The sequence below is a fragment of the Vibrio coralliirubri genome, from assembly GCF_024347375.1.
GTDB classification, from domain to species: Bacteria; Pseudomonadota; Gammaproteobacteria; order Enterobacterales; family Vibrionaceae; genus Vibrio; species Vibrio coralliirubri.
This window is the reverse complement of sequence record NZ_AP025471.1, coordinates 1,020,402-1,039,836: the sequence shown is the minus strand read 5'-3', so window position 1 is coordinate 1,039,836 and position 19,435 is coordinate 1,020,402. Positions and strand designations below refer to the sequence as shown.

The window sequence follows — 19,435 nt, the reverse complement described above, 5'->3', positions numbered from 1 at the left end:
GGCGTTTTTTTCTTTTCTTTTTTTTGGTATGCCTGGTTTGTTTTTCAGTGTGATCTATCGTTAGGCAAACAGCGTGGGCCGCTGCGACATAATGCTATGTTTCAAATCAACTTTCTTTGTTAACTTGGATTTAACAGGTAATCTAAATCAATTCATGGGAGTGTTAATTATAGTGGTTGTTAAGTTTAAAAGGTTTTTTGTAGCTCTATTTTTGCCGTCACTGGCTTTAGCGAATGACGTTAAAATTGTTGATAAAGGAGATGTTTTATTTGGTTACTATCAAGGTAACTTAGTAACAAACTTCAATGAGTTTGGGGATAGGATTGATTTGAACTGGAGAGGCCGAGATGGCGAGGTCCTGTCTAAAAGCCCTTATTACTTAAAAGACAAGGTAGGACAATATCTGACGTTCTGTGTTTTAGATAAAGAGGAGCTCTGTACAAGTATAACTTATTCATCGTCCGAATATAGCCGGACAATAGAGAGCCGCTCCGATGTGAATTTGGCCGAACTAAAAGTTCAAATATTGCGTAACGACGAGTTATATACGGGAGATGACATAATTTCTCTGACTGACTCAATCGTAACCGAAGGTATAACCAATTTTATATATCAAGAGCATAAAACAACTAACGGGGATGTGCTTGCTAATTATATGGCTGATAGTGGTCTCGATCCACATACAAACAACCTCTATCTCCGTGGTGAAGCGACGGAGCCAAAAGTAAAGCAAGTTCAAGCCTGCAGTGTGGTAGGATATAAGTATGGTACTCCAACCACCCTCAGTTCATGTTCGCCATTTTATGATGTGAAAACTTCAGAGATGTACGCTATTGACAGCAACCCAAGTAAGCTTTTCAAGTTTGATGTCCGTACAGGTCTGACGGAATACATGTGGGATCGTTATACCGGTGTTGGTGGCAGACTTGAAGCCCTTGGTTGTAATCTTAACGATGGTTACCTTTATGCTTGGAATGAAAGTATCATGAGGTTAATAAAAATAAACCCGAAAGACCCTAGTGATACAAGTGGAAGCATCGTTGAGCATCCTCCTATGTCCATATACCCTTCGGGGGGGACCGTCAACCAAGGTACTTATTATCTGTTTAATAGTACTAGGTCTTCGATTCTTATGGAACAAGGCATAAGTGCGGTCATACACTCATTAAAGCTTGATGGAGAAAGCAACGCATGGAAAACGTTGTCATTAAAGGGGAGTCAAGCGATGCCACATGATATTTCATTTTACCCAAAGCGAAATAATGTCGCCTACGGTATTTATTTTAAAGATCTCGTCGAAGTTGATTTGTCAGAAATGAAGATTAGTAGACTAGCAACCCTCGATATTTCGGGAGTAGATGGCTACGCAACGTCCTCATTTGACTCTGAAGGAAACTTAATCGTACTCTATCCCGAGAAAAATAAATTGTTTAAGGTTGACGTAAGTGATTATTCTGTGGATGAATTAGGGTACTTAACACCTTATTATCAAAATGAATACCTACGTTCGAGTTATACCGACTTTGCAAAATGCATGTAGTATTAAATAAGCCTTCAATATAACTGTTAGTTAGAACGGCAAACGCTTTATCGTGTAGTATTTGCTAATTTCAGAGCCGTTCTTATTTTTGAAGGATGTTGATGGTTTTTGTTTTTGCTTATTTCTATATTTAAAACTCGCCACATTAAATAAACGACGGGTGTTATGATATAGAATGTAGCATTGATTATTTTAGCACTTTTTTATATTTTATTTTTTTTTGATGCTATATATTTCCTAATTATAATTACTTAAATTAGCTATCAGCCATTCGGCTAAATAGGGAAATTAATAAAATGAATGAAAGTAATACAATGTTATCTAAAAGCTTAATTACTTTAAGTGTTATAGCATCACTGAGTGGCATTTACTCACCAAATTCAAATGCTCAACCAAACACGTGGGAAGATGCAGAAAAGGTGTTCAACAGTTATCAAGCTGATGCTTCTCTTTTACCTGTGTCAGCCTACTTTTCTAACTGGGGGCATTATGGGCGTAAGTTTGATGTTCAAGATGTTGTAAACCATTACGATAAGCTCGTTTATTCCTTTATGGGCATCTGTGGTACGCAAGGTACGGGTACCGCTGTTAACTCGGTTGAGTCTGTCTGTGAAAATGGTAAGTATCTTGATGACGACTCTCGGGTTCCTTATGCGGATTATACTATTGTGTTTACCGACCCTCAGGCAGACTATCAGTCGGATCTTGGCGCTGGTGGTGCAGCATGGCCAACTGCTCAGTTTGAACATGGGCAAGAAAACGCTGGTGGACTCATCGCTGTACTCAGAGAAGCTAAAGAACTGAAACCTTCGTTAGAATTAGCGTTTAGTGTTGGTGGTTGGTCTTTATCTGAACCGTTTTCTCGTATGGCTGGTTCAGCTGAGAACCGCGCCATATTTATCAATAGTGCGGTTCAATGGTTTGCTAACTATCCAATGTTTGATCAAATCGATATCGATTGGGAATACCCTGGCGGTGGTGGTTTAGAAGGGAACTCTGAGTCTAGCGATGATGGCAAAAACTATGCGTTACTTATTAAAGAGTTGCGAATGGCGTTGGATAACAAAGGCATGTCTAACAAGAAAATCGCGATCGCAGCTGGTGCGCCAACGGATAAGCTAGATGCTTCAAACTTGAAAGCACTTATTGATAACGGTTTAGACTCGATTCACTTGATGAGTTACGACTTTATGGGTGAGTGGCAAACACGCTTAGCGCATCAAACAAACCTATCGGGTAGTTTGTCTTATGTTGGCGAAAATGGTGAAGAGTTTAACTCTGCAGAAAATGCTATCAACTACATGATCGATGTTCTCCAAATCCCGGCTAATAAAATTCATATTGGTTACGCTAACTACAGCCGTAATGCGGGTAAAGCGAATATTAACAGTGTTTCGCCTCTTGTAGGGACGTTCACACCGGGCTTATCGAATAATGATAGTTATGAAGAAGGTGTATCTGAACTGTTCGACTACGAAGGTAAAGTTGTGGACTATTCAGACTCAGGAGTGAGTGGGTTACAAGGGTATGAAGTCTATACCGATACGGATGCTAACGCCGACTTTTTGTTTAATGCACAAAATAAACAGTTCTTGAGTATTGAAACACCACGTTCAACCTACGCGAAAGCCCGATTTGCAAGACAAAACAATTTAGGAGGTGTGTTTACGTGGATGGCGGATCACGATCCTGGCTACCACTTAAATGCCGCAAGAGTGGGACTAGGTTACAACACTACACATACCGTTTTGGATATGAGTACATTAGTCAATGATTGTGGCTATACCGATCTAAACCATACAACTCTAACGCCAATGCAGTGTAATCGCATCACTAATAACGGCGCAGTACTTCTATCAACCCCAGAGCAGGTTAAACAGCTTAATCAAGAAATGAGCCAGTTATTAAGTGAAGGGCATCTGACTGTCGAAATACCAGAAGAAGCAGAGGCTTTTAACCCAATGTATGATTTAGTTCGACTTGGCAATCCAGCTCCGGGTTTAAAAATCACTATTAAAAACAAATCTTCAGGGTTGATTCGACTGTTTGGTGGCGGAAATACCGCCCCTGGAGTTATTTCTGCAGGGCAGACAAAAACAATTGGCACAACTGAGGGGAGTAGACATCGACGTTATTGGGATTATTAGTAACCTTCTTTGTTCTAATGAGCTTGGTTTATATCGAGTAACATCATAAGTGACGTTAAGTCAGATATAGTTCGATGCCAAAACGTAAATGCCACCGCTAAGTTGGCATTTTTATGTGGTTTCTATCGTAATAAACGGATTTTATGATATGGGGGGGTAAAGCCCTGTGAGCAGTCCTCATAGGGCTTTTGTCTACCGAAAATCAACACTTTACTATCTCATAACGCATAGTGATATGTGCTAAACAGTTGAACATGAATGTAGCGTAGTTCTTTGGATGTATATCCCAAGTCATAGGAATCTATGCGTTACGGACCAAAAACTACTTACGGATAGCAGAGAGGTTAGACCGTTAAAAGTTAAGTTGTTTTTTTGAGCTCAGTTAATCCGCCATACAACTCATCGCTTGGCGGAGGAGCAACAAAAGTACCCAATGACACAATTACCCCCTCTTTCGTTTTATCATTTTTTAGGGCACTGATTGTTTGGCCAAGGTGAGAATCATTGTTATAACTGCTGACCGAAGTTATACGACCACCAGTCACAATCAGCCTTCCTTTACTGGTTTTACACGCGTTACTGCTCACTATCATTACTAACTGAGTTTCCGTCTATGTCATATTGATAGGCAGTTTGGGCTAAATCACAATCGTTACATGTTACAACTGTGGTTAACAAGTCGGAATGTGCAGTTATCAAAATATCCGAAATTTGTGGAGGATTGGGAGCGTCAATAACAATTTGAATTCGAGCGGATGCTTACTGCTCTTTATTGCCTGTTACGGTATAGGTCAAAGTCTCTACACCGTAGGCCAGGGTGTTGGGTGTATAAGTGAATTTGAGAGTTTCTGGAATGATTTTTACAGTACCGAACTGCGCCCCGGATACCTCGTTTAACATCGGTTTAGTTTCGGTACTGTTAATAACATAGTCGGTAGCATCGATGATAACGGATTCGGAATCCATCTTCATAGACGATACTTGGAAGTCTTGAGCACTTATGCTAGGTGTATTGATTGATGGTCGCTCAGACGGTTCTTCACCTCGAAATCCTTCCGAGGAATCATAACAACCAAACGGCTTTGTTGCGTAATTCAGTGGAACTAAACCAAGAACCCATGATCTGATCAGCTACGTCCACGACTTCTCGTAGCCCTATGCCTAAACCTCGTTACAAAACAATCAACTGGAAACTATACAACCAATCACTCATTAACCGCGGGAGACCACGTCGGTTCAGTGATTTGGCTATCACGACAGCGCTCATGGTGAAACGAGTTTTTTCTATGCCATTGAGAGCGCTGCAAGGATTTATCGACTCAGTATTTGGACTTGCCCATGTTCCATTAAGCTGTCCGCATTACACTTGCATCAGTCGTAGAGCAAAGCAAGTTGAGGTTTCATTTAAGACTAAAATGAAAGGAGCAATACAGTACCTAGCCATTGATGCGACGGGCCTTAAGGTTTATGGCGAAGGCGAATGGAAAGTCAAAAAACACGGGACGGATGGCAAGCGTAGAGTCTGGCGAAAGCTGCATATTGCCGTTGATACAAGCACTCATGAAATTATTGCAGCCGAGCTAAGTTTATCGACGGTTACAGATAGCGAAGTCCTTCCTAACTTACTGAAACAAACACGCCGAAGTATCCTTGAGGTGTCTGGTGATGGCGCTTACGACACGAGAGCGTGTCACGCAGCTATTAAGATGAAGCGAGCCGTTGCGCTTATTCCCCCAAGAGAAGGGGCTGCCTTCTGGGAGCGTGGTCATCCTCGAAATCTTGCAGTAGGCTGCCAGAAGTCATACGGCTCAAACAAGTATTGGAAAGAGCGGTATGGTTACCACAAACGCTCACCCACAGAAACGGCGATGTATCGAGCTAAACAGTTGCTAGGAGGACGATTGAGCTTAAGAAATTACAATGCACAGGTGGGTGAAACTTACGCGATGATAAAAGCGTTGAACAAGCTCACTGGGTTAGGCATGCCTGAAACTTGTCGTGTTGACTAAAAAGCATGAGAAACAGGGGGCTCTATTTCTAAATTTAATTGCGCAACAAAGCCCAACCAAACAATAAAGTAAGCGTCACGAAAGGTACACATGACTGAGGTGAAATAGTTTTCATAGAAATAAAAAGCCATTGCGTTAGTAAATTTGATTTATTTTCAAGCATGTTTACTCAGTTGTATTGGGCGTTTTTTTCTTTTCTTTTCTTTTTTGGTATGCCTAGTTTGTTTTTCAGTGTGGTCTATCGTTAGGCAAACAGCGTGGGCCGCTACGAAATAATGCTATGTTTCAAATCAACTTTCTTTGTTAGCTTTGGATTTAACAGGTAATCTAAATCAATTCATGGGGAGTGTTAATATAGTGGTTGTTAAGTTTAAAAGGTTTTTTGTAGCTCTATTTTTGCCGTCACTGGCTTTAGCGAATGACGTTAAAATTGTTGATAAAGGAGATGTTTTATTTGGTTACTATCAAGGTAACTTAGTAACAAACTTCAATGAGTTTGGGGATAGGATTGATTTGAACTGGAGAGGCCGAGATGGCGAGGTCCTGTCTAAAAGCCCTTATTACTTAAAAGACAAGGTAGGACAATATCTGACGTTCTGTGTTTTAGATAAAGAGGAGCTCTGTACAAGTATAACTTATTCATCGTCCGAATATAGCTGGACAATAGAGAGCCGCTCCGATGTGAATTTGGCCGAACTAAAAGTTCAAATATTGCGTAACGACGAGTTATATACGGGAGATGACATAATTTCTCTGACTGACTCAATCGTAACCGAAGGTATAACCAATTTTATATATCAAGAGCATAAAACAACTAACGGGGATGTGCTTGCTAATTATATGGCTGATAGTGGTCTCGATCCACATACAAACAACCTCTATCTCCGTGGTGAAGCGACGGAGCCAAAAGTAAAGCAAGTTCAAGCCTGCAGTGTGATAGGCTATAAGTATGGTGCTCCAACTACCCTCAGTTCATGTTCGCCATTTTATGATGTGAAAACTTCAGACACGTGGGAAGATGCAGAAAAGGTGTTCAACAGTTATCAAGCTGATGCTTCTCTTTTACCTGTGTCAGCCTACTTTTCTAACTGGGGGCATTATGGGCGTAAGTTTGATGTTCAAGATGTTGTAAACCATTACGATAAGCTCGTTTATTCCTTTATGGGCATCTGTGGTACGCAAGGTACGGGTACCGCTGTTAACTCGATTGAGTCTGTCTGTGAAAATGGTAAGTATCTTGATGACGACTCTCGGGTCCCTTATGCGGATTATACTATTGTGTTTACCGACCCTCAGGCAGACTATCAGTCGGATCTTGGCGCTGGTGGTCCAGCATGGTCAACTGCTCAGTTTGAACATGGGCAAGAAAACGCTGGTGGACTCATCGCTGTACTCAGAGAAGCTAAAAAACTGAAACCCTCTTTGGAGTTAGCGTTTAGTGTTGGTGGTTGGTCTTTGTCTGAACCATTCTCTCGTATGGTTAGTTCAGCCGAAAGCCGTAGTGTATTTGTGAACAGTGCTGTTCAGTGGTTCGTTAACTACCCTATGTTTGATCAAATCGATATCGATTGGGAATACCCAGGCGGTGGCGGTTTAGAAGGGAACTCTGAGTCTAGTGATGATGGCAAAAACTATGAGTTACTTATTAAAGAGTTGCGCACGGCGTTGGATAACAAAGGCATGTCTAACAAGAAAATCGCGATCGCAGCTGGTGCCCCAACGGATAAGCTAGATGCTTCAAACTTGAAAGCACTTATTGATAACGGTTTGGACTCAATTCACTTGATGAGTTACGACTTTATGGGCGAGTGGCAAACACGCTTAGCGCATCAAACAAACCTATCGGGTAGTTTGTCTTATGTTGGCGAAAATGGTGAAGAGTTTAACTCTGCAGAAAATGCTATTAACTACATGATCGATGTTCTCCAAATCCCAGCTAATAAAATTCATATTGGTTACGCTAACTACAGCCGTAATGCGGGTAACGCGAATATTAACAGTGTTTCGCCTCTTGTAGGGACGTTCACGCCGGGTTTATCAAACAATGATAGTTATCAAGAAGGTGTATCTGAACTGTTCGACTACGAAGGTAAAGTCGTGGGCTATTCAGACGCAGGAGTGAGTGGGTTACAAGGCTTCGAACTGTATACAGATACAGATGCAAATGCCGATTTTTTGTACAATGAGCAGAGCAAACAGTTCTTAAGTATTGAAACCCCACGTTCGGTCTATGCCAAAGCGAAATTTGCTAAAGACAACAATCTGGGTGGTGTCTTTGCGTGGATGGCGGATCATGATCCTGGCTATCATCTAAATGCGGCACGTGATGCACTAGGGTATAAAGCAACCAATACTATGCTCAATATGGATAAGTTAATAAATAGTTGCGGTTTTATCGGTATCGAAAAGCAAAAAATGTCAGATCGTATGTGTGAAAAGTTGACCAACATCGGCTCCCTATTAAATGACCTTTATCCATCAATAGTTGCTCCGGCTATGGCTTTTAATCACTCAGTTGTAGATAAAATCCAAGATTTTTATGCTGAAGCTATACTTGAAAATGGAGACCACCTTTTTACTTGCACAGGTTCCGTATGCAAAGCAGAGAAAAATGAACTGCTTTTACAAAGTGCTGATAATGGAAAATTTGGCGTTGTCGGTGACTATCATCACACTGTAGGCGAACCTGGTCATATCACATTTAATGTGAAACAAGGAGGAGTGAATGGTGAAGTAGTAGAATCAAAAACGTTACCTGTACTTTATACTAGTGGTAACCACTGGGAGCATTTGTATTCAGATAACTTTTCTGAGGTACAACAAAGTCTATTTGCCCGCCCGCATCAGATGTACAAGACAAACGTGGTTGTATTCGAACCCAGCGATAAAGCTTTACAATTACCTTACCCCAATTTGTCTGCGTGGGCAGATAGCTTCGTGAAAATTGCCAATGTATCAACTATGCCTTTGACAGTTGAGTCGCTTGATGAAAACTTTAGGGTAAATAATACATATACTGTTGAACCTGGAAGTGAGTCTATTTGGCGACCAAAACTAGGAGAGTGGGTACTGTGGTAGCAAGAATAAACTAACAGATAGTTAAATGTGCCTTGCTAGTCTAATTGAAGTGGTGGTTTAAATCTGACGCTTCAAATTTAATATAATCGAGGGATCTGGTCAGATAAGTTTAGGTCTTGTTCTTCTGGCCAGATTAATTTAGCAAAAGAAATTTAGGGGTAGTAGAAAGCAATAAGTCTCATACTTGGAAAATTATTAATGATGGAATTAATAATCTAACGATCTTCGATATTTGTGAATATATCGTTATTTGACTGCCTCATTGGATCTGAAGGCATGTTCATTATAATCTGCTCCAATACAAACAAGCTGCTTAAGATTGACATAAGTGATCATTCTGTGGATGAGGTGTATCTAACTCCTTATCATCAAGGTAAATACATGCGTCCCAGTTGTGCTGATTTTTCAAAGTTCACATGATTTTCATAGAGCTCCTAAATTACATTAGGCTAGCATTGTGAACACTTTGTTGTGTTTTATCTAGTTGTTCAGAACTTTTATATTCTAAACAATGATTATGGTTTTTATTATCTATTATGTTTAAATATTATAAGCTCTTTTTTCTTGTCAGTTTTTAAAATGCCATATCTTTATGTTTTATAACTATTTATATTTATATTAACCATGTGGTTGAATTAAAAAAGATAGTTAAAATGAAAAAAAATAATACAATGTTATCTAAAAGCTTAATTACTTTAAGTGTTATAGCATCACTGAGTGGTACTTACTCACCAAATTCAAATGCTCAACCAAACACGTGGGAAGATGCAGAAAAGGTGTTCAACAGTTATCAAGCTGATGCTTCTCTTTTACCTGTGTCAGCCTACTTTTCTAACTGGGGGCATTATGGGCGTAAGTTTGATGTTCAAGATGTTGTAAACCATTACGATAAGCTCGTTTATTCCTTTATGGGCATCTGTGGTACGCAAGGTACGGGTACCGCTGTTAACTCGGTTGAGTCTGTCTGTGAAAATGGTAAGTATCTTGATGACGACTCTCGGGTTCCTTATGCGGATTATACTATTGTGTTTACCGACCCTCAGGCAGACTATCAGTCGGATCTTGGCGCTGGTGGTGCAGCATGGCCAACTGCTCAGTTTGAACATGGGCAAGAAAACGCTGGTGGACTCATCGCTGTACTCAGAGAAGCTAAAGAACTGAAACCTTCGTTAGAATTAGCGTTTAGTGTTGGTGGTTGGTCTTTATCTGAACCGTTTTCTCGTATGGCTGGTTCAGCTGAGAACCGCGCCATATTTATCAATAGTGCGGTTCAATGGTTTGCTAACTATCCAATGTTTGATCAAATCGATATCGATTGGGAATACCCTGGCGGTGGTGGTTTAGAAGGGAACTCTGAGTCTAGCGATGATGGCAAAAACTATGCGTTACTTATTAAAGAGTTGCGAATGGCGTTGGATAACAAAGGCATGTCTAACAAGAAAATCGCGATCGCAGCTGGTGCGCCAACGGATAAGCTAGATGCTTCAAACTTGAAAGCACTTATTGATAACGGTTTAGACTCGATTCACTTGATGAGTTACGACTTTATGGGTGAGTGGCAAACACGCTTAGCGCATCAAACAAACCTATCGGGTAGTTTGTCTTATGTTGGCGAAAATGGTGAAGAGTTTAACTCTGCAGAAAATGCTATCAACTACATGATCGATGTTCTCCAAATCCCAGCTAATAAAATTCATATTGGTTACGCTAACTACAGCCGTAATGCGGGTAACGCGAATATCAACAGTGTTTCGCCTCTTGTAGGGACGTTCACGCCGGGTTTATCAAACAATGATAGTTATGAAGAAGGTGTATCTGAACTGTTCGACTACGAAGGTAAAGTTGTGGACTATTCAGACTCAGGAGTGAGTGGGTTACAAGGCTTCGAACTGTATACAGATACAGATGCAAATGCCGATTTTTTGTACAACGAGCAGAGCAAACAATTCTTAAGTATTGAAACCCCTCGTTCGGTCTATGCCAAAGCGAAATTTGCTAAAGACAACAATCTGGGTGGTGTCTTTACGTGGATGGCGGATCATGATCCTGGCTATCATCTAAATGCGGCACGTGATGCACTAGGGTATAAAGCAACCAATACTATGCTCAATATGGATAAGTTAATAAATAGTTGCGGTTTTATCGGTATCGAAAAGCAAAAAATGTCAGATCGTATGTGTGAAAAGTTGACCAACATCGGCTCCCTATTAAATGACCTTTATCCATCTTTAGTTGCTCCGGCTATGGCTTTTAATCACTCAGTTGTAGATAAAATCCAAGATTTTTATGCTGAAGCTATACTTGAAAATGGAGACCACCTTTTTACTTGCACAGGTTCCGTATGCAAAGCAGAGAAAAATGAACTGCTTTTACAAAGTGCTGATAATGGAAAATTTGGCGTTCTCGGTGACTATCATCACACTGTAGGCGAACCTGGTCATATCACATTTAATGTGAAACAAGGAGGAGTGAATGGTGAAGTAGTAGAATCAAAAACGTTACCTGTACTTTATACTAGTGGTAACCACTGGGAGCATTTGTATTCAGATAACTTTTCTGAGGTACAACAAAGTCTATTTGCCCGCCCGCATCAGATGTACAAGACAAACGTGGTTGTATTCGAACCCAGCGATAAAGCTTTACAATTACCTTACCCCAATTTGTCTGCGTGGGCAGATAGCTTCGTGAAAATTGCCAATGTATCAACTATGCCTTTGACAGTTGAGTCGCTTGATGAAAACTTTAGGGTAAATAATACATATACTGTTGAACCTGGAAGTGAGTCTATTTGGCGACCAAAACTAGGAGAGTGGGTACTGTGGTAGCAAGAATAAACTAACAGATAGTTAAATGTGCCTTGCTAGTCTAATTGAAGTGGTGGTTTAAATCTGACGCTTCAAATTTAATATAATCGAGGGATCTGGTCAGATAAGTTTAGGTCTTGTTCTTCTGGCCAGATTAATTTAGCAAAAGAAATTTAGGGGTAGTAGAAAGCAATAAGTCTCATACTTGGAAAATTATTAATGATGGAATTAATAATCTAACGATCTTCGATATTTGTGAATATATCGTTATTTGACTGCCTCATTGGATCTGAAGGCATGTTCATTATAATCTGCTCCAATACAAACAAGCTGCTTAAGATTGACATAAGTGATCATTCTGTGGATGAGGTGTATCTAACTCCTTATCATCAAGGTAAATACATGCGTCCCAGTTGTGCTGATTTTTCAAAGTTCACATGATTTTCATAGAGCTCCTAAATTACATTAGGCTAGCATTGTGAACACTTTGTTGTGTTTTATCTAGTTGTTCAGAACTTTTATATTCTAAACAATGATTATGGTTTTTATTATCTATTATGTTTAAATATTATAAGCTCTTTTTTCTTGTCAGTTTTTAAAATGCCATATCTTTATGTTTTATAACTATTTATATTTATATTAACCATGTGGTTGAATTAAAAAAGATAGTTAAAATGAAAAAAAATAATACAATGTTATCTAAAAGCTTAATTACTTTAAGTGTTATAGCATCACTGAGTGGTACTTACTCACCAAATTCAAATGCTCAACCAAACACGTGGGAAGATGCAGAAAAGGTGTTCAACAGTTATCAAGCTGATGCTTCTCTTTTACCTGTGTCAGCCTACTTTTCTAACTGGGGGCATTATGGGCGTAAGTTTGATGTTCAAGATGTTGTAAACCATTACGATAAGCTCGTTTATTCCTTTATGGGCATCTGTGGTACGCAAGGTACGGGTACCGCTGTTAACTCGGTTGAGTCTGTCTGTGAAAATGGTAAGTATCTTGATGACGACTCTCGGGTTCCTTATGCGGATTATACTATTGTGTTTACCGACCCTCAGGCAGACTATCAGTCGGATCTTGGCGCTGGTGGTGCAGCATGGCCAACTGCTCAGTTTGAACATGGGCAAGAAAACGCTGGTGGACTCATCGCTGTACTCAGAGAAGCTAAAGAACTGAAACCTTCGTTAGAATTAGCGTTTAGTGTTGGTGGTTGGTCTTTATCTGAACCGTTTTCTCGTATGGCTGGTTCAGCTGAGAACCGCGCCATATTTATCAATAGTGCGGTTCAATGGTTTGCTAACTATCCAATGTTTGATCAAATCGATATCGATTGGGAATACCCTGGCGGTGGTGGTTTAGAAGGGAACTCTGAGTCTAGCGATGATGGCAAAAACTATGCGTTACTTATTAAAGAGTTGCGAATGGCGTTGGATAACAAAGGCATGTCTAACAAGAAAATCGCGATCGCAGCTGGTGCGCCAACGGATAAGCTAGATGCTTCAAACTTGAAAGCACTTATTGATAACGGTTTAGACTCGATTCACTTGATGAGTTACGACTTTATGGGTGAGTGGCAAACACGCTTAGCGCATCAAACAAACCTATCGGGTAGTTTGTCTTATGTTGGCGAAAATGGTGAAGAGTTTAACTCTGCAGAAAATGCTATCAACTACATGATCGATGTTCTCCAAATCCCAGCTAATAAAATTCATATTGGTTACGCTAACTACAGCCGTAATGCGGGTAACGCGAATATCAACAGTGTTTCGCCTCTTGTAGGGACGTTCACGCCGGGTTTATCAAACAATGATAGTTATGAAGAAGGTGTATCTGAACTGTTCGACTACGAAGGTAAAGTTGTGGACTATTCAGACTCAGGAGTGAGTGGGTTACAAGGCTTCGAACTGTATACAGATACAGATGCAAATGCCGATTTTTTGTACAACGAGCAGAGCAAACAATTCTTAAGTATTGAAACCCCTCGTTCGGTCTATGCCAAAGCGAAATTTGCTAAAGACAACAATCTGGGTGGTGTCTTTACGTGGATGGCGGATCATGATCCTGGCTATCATCTAAATGCGGCACGTGATGCACTAGGGTATAAAGCAACCAATACTATGCTCAATATGGATAAGTTAATAAATAGTTGCGGTTTTATCGGTATCGAAAAGCAAAAAATGTCAGATCGTATGTGTGAAAAGTTGACCAACATCGGCTCCCTATTAAATGACCTTTATCCATCTTTAGTTGCTCCGGCTATGGCTTTTAATCACTCAGTTGTAGATAAAATCCAAGATTTTTATGCTGAAGCTATACTTGAAAATGGAGACCACCTTTTTACTTGCACAGGTTCCGTATGCAAAGCAGAGAAAAATGAACTGCTTTTACAAAGTGCTGATAATGGAAAATTTGGCGTTCTCGGTGACTATCATCACACTGTAGGCGAACCTGGTCATATCACATTTAATGTGAAACAAGGAGGAGTGAATGGTGAAGTAGTAGAATCAAAAACGTTACCTGTACTTTATACTAGTGGTAACCACTGGGAGCATTTGTATTCAGATAACTTTTCTGAGGTACAACAAAGTCTATTTGCCCGCCCGCATCAGATGTACAAGACAAACGTGGTTGTATTCGAACCCAGCGATAAAGCTTTACAATTACCTTACCCCAATTTGTCTGCGTGGGCAGATAGCTTCGTGAAAATTGCCAATGTATCAACTATGCCTTTGACAGTTGAGTCGCTTGATGAAAACTTTAGGGTAAATAATACATATACTGTTGAACCTGGAAGTGAGTCTATTTGGCGACCAAAACTAGGAGAGTGGGTACTGTGGTAGCAAGAATAAACTAACAGATAGTTAAATGTGCCTTGCTAGTCTAATTGAAGTGGTGGTTTAAATCTGACGCTTCAAATTTAATATAATCGAGGGATCTGGTCAGATAAGTTTAGGTCTTGTTCTTCTGGCCAGATTAATTTAGCAAAAGAAATTTAGGGGTAGTAGAAAGCAATAAGTCTCATACTTGGAAAATTATTAATGATGGAATTAATAATCTAACGATCTTCGATATTTGTGAATATATCGTTATTTGACTGCCTCATTGGATCTGAAGGCATGTTCATTATAATCTGCTCCAATACAAACAAGCTACTTAAGATTCACATAAGTGATCATTCTGTGGATGAGGTGTATCTAACTCCTTATCATCAAGGTAAATACATGCGTCCCAGTTGTGCTGATTTTTCAAAGTTCACATGATTTTCATAGAGCTCCTAAATTACATTAGGCTAGCATTGTGAACACTTTGTTGTGTTTTATCTAGTTGTTCAGAACTTTTTATATTCTAAATAATGATTATGGTTTTTATTATCTATTATGTTTAAATATTATAAGCTTTTTTTCTTGTCAGTTTTTAAAATGCCATATCTTTATATTTTACAACTATTTATATTTATATTAACCATATGGTTGAATTAAAAAAGATAGTTAAAATGAAAAAAATAATACAATGTTGTCTAAAAGTTTAATTACTTTAAGTGTCATAGCATCATTGAGTGGTACTTACTCACCGATCTCAAGTGCTAAGACAGATACTTGGGTAGACTCAGAAAAGGTTTTTAACAGCTATCAAGCAGATGCTTCGTTGTTACCTGTGTCTGCCTACTTTTCTAACTGGGGGCATTATGGGCGTAAGTTTGATGTTCAAGATGTTGTAAACCATTACGATAAGCTCGTTTATTCCTTTATGGGCATCTGTGGTACGCAAGGTACGGGTACCGCTGTTAACTCGATTGAGTCTGTCTGTGAAAATGGTAAGTATCTTGATGACGACTCTCGGGTCCCTTATGCGGATTATACTATTGTGTTTACCGACCCTCAGGCAGACTATCAGTCGGATCTTGGCGCTGGTGGTCCAGCATGGTCAACTGCTCAGTTTGAACATGGGCAAGAAAACGCTGGTGGACTCATCGCTGTACTCAGAGAAGCTAAAAAACTGAAACCCTCTTTGGAGTTAGCGTTTAGTGTTGGTGGTTGGTCTTTGTCTGAACCATTCTCTCGTATGGTTAGTTCAGCCGAAAGCCGTAGTGTATTTGTGAACAGTGCTGTTCAGTGGTTCGTTAACTACCCTATGTTTGATCAAATCGATATCGATTGGGAGTATCCTGGCGGAGGCGGCTTAGAAGGGAACTCTGAGTCTAGCGATGATGGCAAAAACTATGCGTTACTTATTAAAGAGTTGCGAACGGCGTTGGATAACAATCGCATGTCTAACAAGAAAATCGCGATCGCAGCTGGTGCACCAACGGATAAGCTAGATGCTTCAAACTTGAAAGCACTTATTGATAACGGTTTAGACTCGATTCACTTGATGAGTTACGACTTTATGGGTGAGTGGCAAACACGCTTAGCGCATCAAACAAACCTATCGGGTAGTTTGTCTTATGTTGGCGAAAATGGTGAAGAGTTTAACTCTGCAGAAAATGCTATTAACTACATGATCGATGTTCTCCAAATCCCAGCTAATAAAATTCATATTGGTTACGCTAACTACAGCCGTAATGCGGGTAACGCGAATATTAACAGTGTTTCGCCTCTTGTAGGGACGTTCACACCGGGCTTATCGAATAATGATAGTTATGAAGAAGGTGTATCTGAACTGTTCGACTACGAAGGTAAAGTTGTAGACTATTCAGACGCAGGAGTGAGTGGGTTACAAGGCTTCGAACTGTATACAGATACAGATGCAAATGCCGATTTTTTGTACAACGAGCAGAGCAAACAATTCTTAAGTATTGAAACCCCTCGTTCGGTCTATGCCAAAGCGAAATTTGCTAAAGACAACAATCTGGGTGGTGTCTTTACGTGGATGGCGGATCATGATCCTGGCTATCATCTAAATGCGACACGTGATGCACTAGGGTATAAAGCAACCAATACTATGCTCAATATGGATAGTTAATAAATAGTTGCGGTTTTATCGGTATCGAAAAGCAAAAAATGTCAGATCGTATGTGTGAAAAGTTGACCAACATCGGCTCCCTATTAAATGACCTTTATCCATCAATAGTTGCTCCGGCTATGGCTTTTAATCACTCAGTTGTAGATAAAATCCAAGATTTTTATGCTGAAGCTATACTGGAGAATGGAGATTTTCTGTTTACTTGCACAGGTTCAGTATGTAATGCAGAGAGACGAGGAGAACTGTTACAAAGTGCAGATAACAAAAAGTTTGGTATTACTGGTGATTATCATCACACTGTAGACGAAGTAGGCCATATTACTTTGAATATAAAAGAAGGGGGAGCCTCAGGTGAAGTAGTTGAATCAAAAACATTACCTGTTCTCAATACTGGTGGTAATCATTGGGAGCTTTTAACGGCTTTGTTGCGTAATTAAATTTAGAGATAGAGCCAACCCGTTTCGCTTGTTTCTTAGTCAATACGACAAGTTTCAGGCATACCTAACCCAGTAAGCTTGTTCAACGCTTTTATCATCGCGTAAGTTTCACCCACCTGGGCATTGTAATTTCTTAAGCTCAGTTTCCCTCCTAGCAACTGTTTAACTCGATACATCGCTGTTTCTGAGAGTGAACGTTTGTGGTATCCATACCGCTCTTTCCAATACTTATTTGAGTCGTATAATTTCTGGCAACCCACGGCGAAATTTCGAGGGTGACCACGCTCCCAGAAGGCAGCCCCTTCTCTTGGGGGAATAAGCGCAATAGCTCCCTTAATCTTAATAGCAGCGTGACACGCTCTCGTGTCGTAAGCGCCATCACCAGACACCTCAAGGATACTTCGGCGTGTTTGTTTCAGTAAGTTCGGGAGTACTTCTCCATCTGTAACCGTCGATAAACTTAGCTCGGCGGCAATGATCTCATGAGTGTTGGTATCGACTGCAATATGCAGCTTTCGCCAGACTCTACGCTTGCCATCCGTCCCATGTTTTTTGACTTTCCATTCACCTTCGCCATAAACCTTAAGGCCAGTAGCATCAATGGCTAGGTGCTGTATCGCTCCTCTCGTTTTAGTCTTAAATGAAACCTCAACTTGCTTGGCTCTACGACTGATGCAGGTGTAATGCGGACAACTTAACGGTACATGGGCTAACCTAAATATCGAGTCGATAAATCCTTGCAGCGCTCTCAATGGCATAGAAAAAACTCGTTTGACCATGAGTGCTGTCGTGATAGCTAAATCACTGAACCGACGCGGCCTACCGCGCTTATTCTGTTTGCTTTGCGCCCATCCGCTTATTGCTTCTTCATCAATCCAAAAAGTCAGAGAACCACGGTTAATGAGTGATCGGTTGTATTGCTTCCAGTTGGTTGTTTTATAACGAGGCTTAGGCATAGGACTACGAGATAGAGTGGAGGTAGCTGATCAGATCGTAGGTTCTTGATTTAGTTCCATTGAATTACGCAACAAAGCCGGGAAGATGCAGAAAAGGTGTTCAACAGTTATCAAGCTAATACTTCTCTTTTACCTGTGTCAGGGCCTTGTTGCGCAATTAAATTTAGAAATAGAGCCCCCTGTTTCTCATGCTTTTTAGTCAACACGACAAGTTTCAGGCATGCCTAACCCAGTGAGCTTGTTCAACGCTTTTATCATCGCGTAAGTTTCACCCACCTGTGCATTGTAATTTCTTAAGCTCAATCGTCCTCCTAGCAACTGTTTAACTCGATACATCGCCGTTTCTGAGAGTGAGCGTTTGTGGTAACCATACCGCTCTTTCCAATACTTGTTTGAGCCGTATGACTTCTGGCAGCCTACTGCAAGATTTCGAGGATGACCACGCTCCCAGAAGGCAGCCCCTTTTCTTGTGGGAATAAGCGCAACGGCTCGCTTCATCTTAATAGCAGCGTGACACGCTCTCGTGTCGTAAGCGCCATCACCAGACACCTCAAGGATACTTCGGCGTGTTTGTTTCAGTAAGTTAGGAAGGACTTCGCCATCTGTAACCGTCGATAAACTTAGCTCGGCTGCAATAATTTCATGAGTGCTTGTATCAACGGCAATATGCAGCTTTCGCCAGACTCTACGCTTGCCATCCGTCCCGCGTTTTTTGACTTTCCATTCGCCTTCGCCATAAACCTTAAGGCCCGTCGCATTAATGGCTAGGTACTGTATTGCTCCTTTCATTTTAGTCTTAAATGAAACCTTAACTTGCTTTGCTCTACGACTGATGCAAGTGTAATGCGGACAACTCAATGGAACGTGAGCAAGTCCAAATACTGAGTCGATAAATCCTTGCAGCGCTCTCAATGGCATAGAAAAAACTCGTTTCACCATGAGCGCTGTCGTGATAGCCAAATCACTGAACCGACGTGGTCTCCCGCGCTTATTCTGTTTGCTTTACGCCCATCCGCTTATCGCCTCTTCATCAATCCAAAAGGTCAGAGACCCGCGGTTAATGAGTGATTGGTTGTATTGTTTCCAGTTAATTGCTTTGTAACGAGGTATAGGTATAGGGCTACGAGAGGTCGTGGACGTAGCTGATCAGATCGTGGGTTCTTGATTTAGTTCCACTGAATTACGCAACAAAGCCATACCGTGGCCTCACAATATCTAAATAAGACTATGTTATTTAGATATTTCAATTTCTCTAAGAGTTCTACTTTTCTGCGCAAGTAGAGCGGCGACACTTGGTTGCAACAATTTCAGCGAAGAATTTTGTATATGACCAAACTCTTAATTACGCCTGATTTACTATGAGTTTATACGCCGTTTTGCTCCCTTTGGTTTACTGATGATTCTGGTAGGTATTGTTTGGTTTTGTATTTTTAATATGCTCTGTCGCATTAAGCTTCTAGTCTGCATAATACCCAATCAATGATGACAGAGACCAA

At 40.5% G+C, this 19,435-nt stretch carries 11 protein-coding genes and 1 pseudogene; 8 read left to right on the top strand and 4 right to left on the bottom strand.

What is annotated here, in order from left to right:
* Positions 1 to 154: 154 nt before the first annotated feature.
* A complete protein-coding gene (locus OCV20_RS21270) occupies positions 155 to 1,540 on the top strand; it encodes an NHL repeat-containing protein (RefSeq protein WP_261881445.1) in 1,386 nt (461 codons plus the stop codon).
* 296 nt (positions 1,541 to 1,836) lie between these two features.
* Positions 1,837 to 3,687, top strand: coding sequence for a glycosyl hydrolase family 18 protein (locus tag OCV20_RS21265; RefSeq protein ID WP_261881444.1), 1,851 nt, complete (start codon positions 1,837 to 1,839; stop codon positions 3,685 to 3,687).
* A 359-nt stretch (positions 3,688 to 4,046) separates the two neighbouring features.
* Here the strand turns inward: OCV20_RS21265 and OCV20_RS21260 are convergent, their stop codons facing one another.
* Positions 4,047 to 4,232 (bottom strand): hypothetical protein, encoded by a 186-nt coding sequence (locus tag OCV20_RS21260; protein ID WP_086775921.1) that lies wholly within the window; start codon positions 4,230 to 4,232, stop codon positions 4,047 to 4,049.
* 214 nt (positions 4,233 to 4,446) lie between these two features.
* Positions 4,447 to 4,659: an Ig-like domain-containing protein gene (locus OCV20_RS21255; RefSeq protein WP_157896373.1), complete on the bottom strand. Its 213-nt coding sequence runs from the start codon at positions 4,657 to 4,659 to the stop codon at positions 4,447 to 4,449.
* A 185-nt stretch (positions 4,660 to 4,844) separates the two neighbouring features.
* On the opposite strand from OCV20_RS21255, the gene OCV20_RS21250 reads away from it, so the two are divergent.
* The 6 genes from OCV20_RS21250 (at position 4,845) to OCV20_RS21225 (ending at position 16,983) form a co-directional block, all read left to right on the top strand.
* Positions 4,845 to 5,696, top strand: a complete 852-nt coding sequence (locus OCV20_RS21250) for an IS5 family transposase (RefSeq protein ID WP_261881443.1) — start codon at positions 4,845 to 4,847, stop codon at positions 5,694 to 5,696.
* Positions 5,697 to 5,996: 300 nt separating this feature from the next.
* Entirely contained in the window at positions 5,997 to 8,774 is a 2,778-nt protein-coding gene (locus tag OCV20_RS21245; protein WP_261881442.1) for a glycosyl hydrolase family 18 protein, read from the top strand.
* Positions 8,775 to 9,427: 653 nt separating this feature from the next.
* Positions 9,428 to 11,599, top strand: coding sequence for a glycosyl hydrolase family 18 protein (locus tag OCV20_RS21240; protein ID WP_261881529.1), 2,172 nt, complete (start codon positions 9,428 to 9,430; stop codon positions 11,597 to 11,599).
* 653 nt (positions 11,600 to 12,252) lie between these two features.
* Positions 12,253 to 14,424: a glycosyl hydrolase family 18 protein gene (locus OCV20_RS21235; RefSeq protein WP_261881529.1), complete on the top strand. Its 2,172-nt coding sequence runs from the start codon at positions 12,253 to 12,255 to the stop codon at positions 14,422 to 14,424.
* A gap of 673 nt (positions 14,425 to 15,097) precedes the next feature.
* Complete coding sequence (locus OCV20_RS21230) at positions 15,098 to 16,546, top strand: glycosyl hydrolase family 18 protein (RefSeq protein WP_261881528.1); 1,449 nt, start codon at positions 15,098 to 15,100, stop codon at positions 16,544 to 16,546.
* 38 nt (positions 16,547 to 16,584) lie between these two features.
* On the top strand, positions 16,585 to 16,983 hold the full coding sequence (locus OCV20_RS21225) for a hypothetical protein (protein ID WP_086775961.1): 399 nt from the start codon (positions 16,585 to 16,587) through the stop codon (positions 16,981 to 16,983).
* 35 nt (positions 16,984 to 17,018) lie between these two features.
* On the opposite strand, the gene OCV20_RS21220 is transcribed toward OCV20_RS21225, so the two are convergent.
* Both OCV20_RS21220 and OCV20_RS21215 read right to left on the bottom strand, forming a co-directional pair.
* Complete coding sequence (locus OCV20_RS21220) at positions 17,019 to 17,939, bottom strand: IS5 family transposase (RefSeq protein ID WP_086773621.1); 921 nt, start codon at positions 17,937 to 17,939, stop codon at positions 17,019 to 17,021.
* A gap of 195 nt (positions 17,940 to 18,134) precedes the next feature.
* A pseudogene (locus OCV20_RS21215) lies at positions 18,135 to 19,055 on the bottom strand (IS5 family transposase).
* Between the last annotated feature and the right edge of the window lie 380 nt (positions 19,056 to 19,435).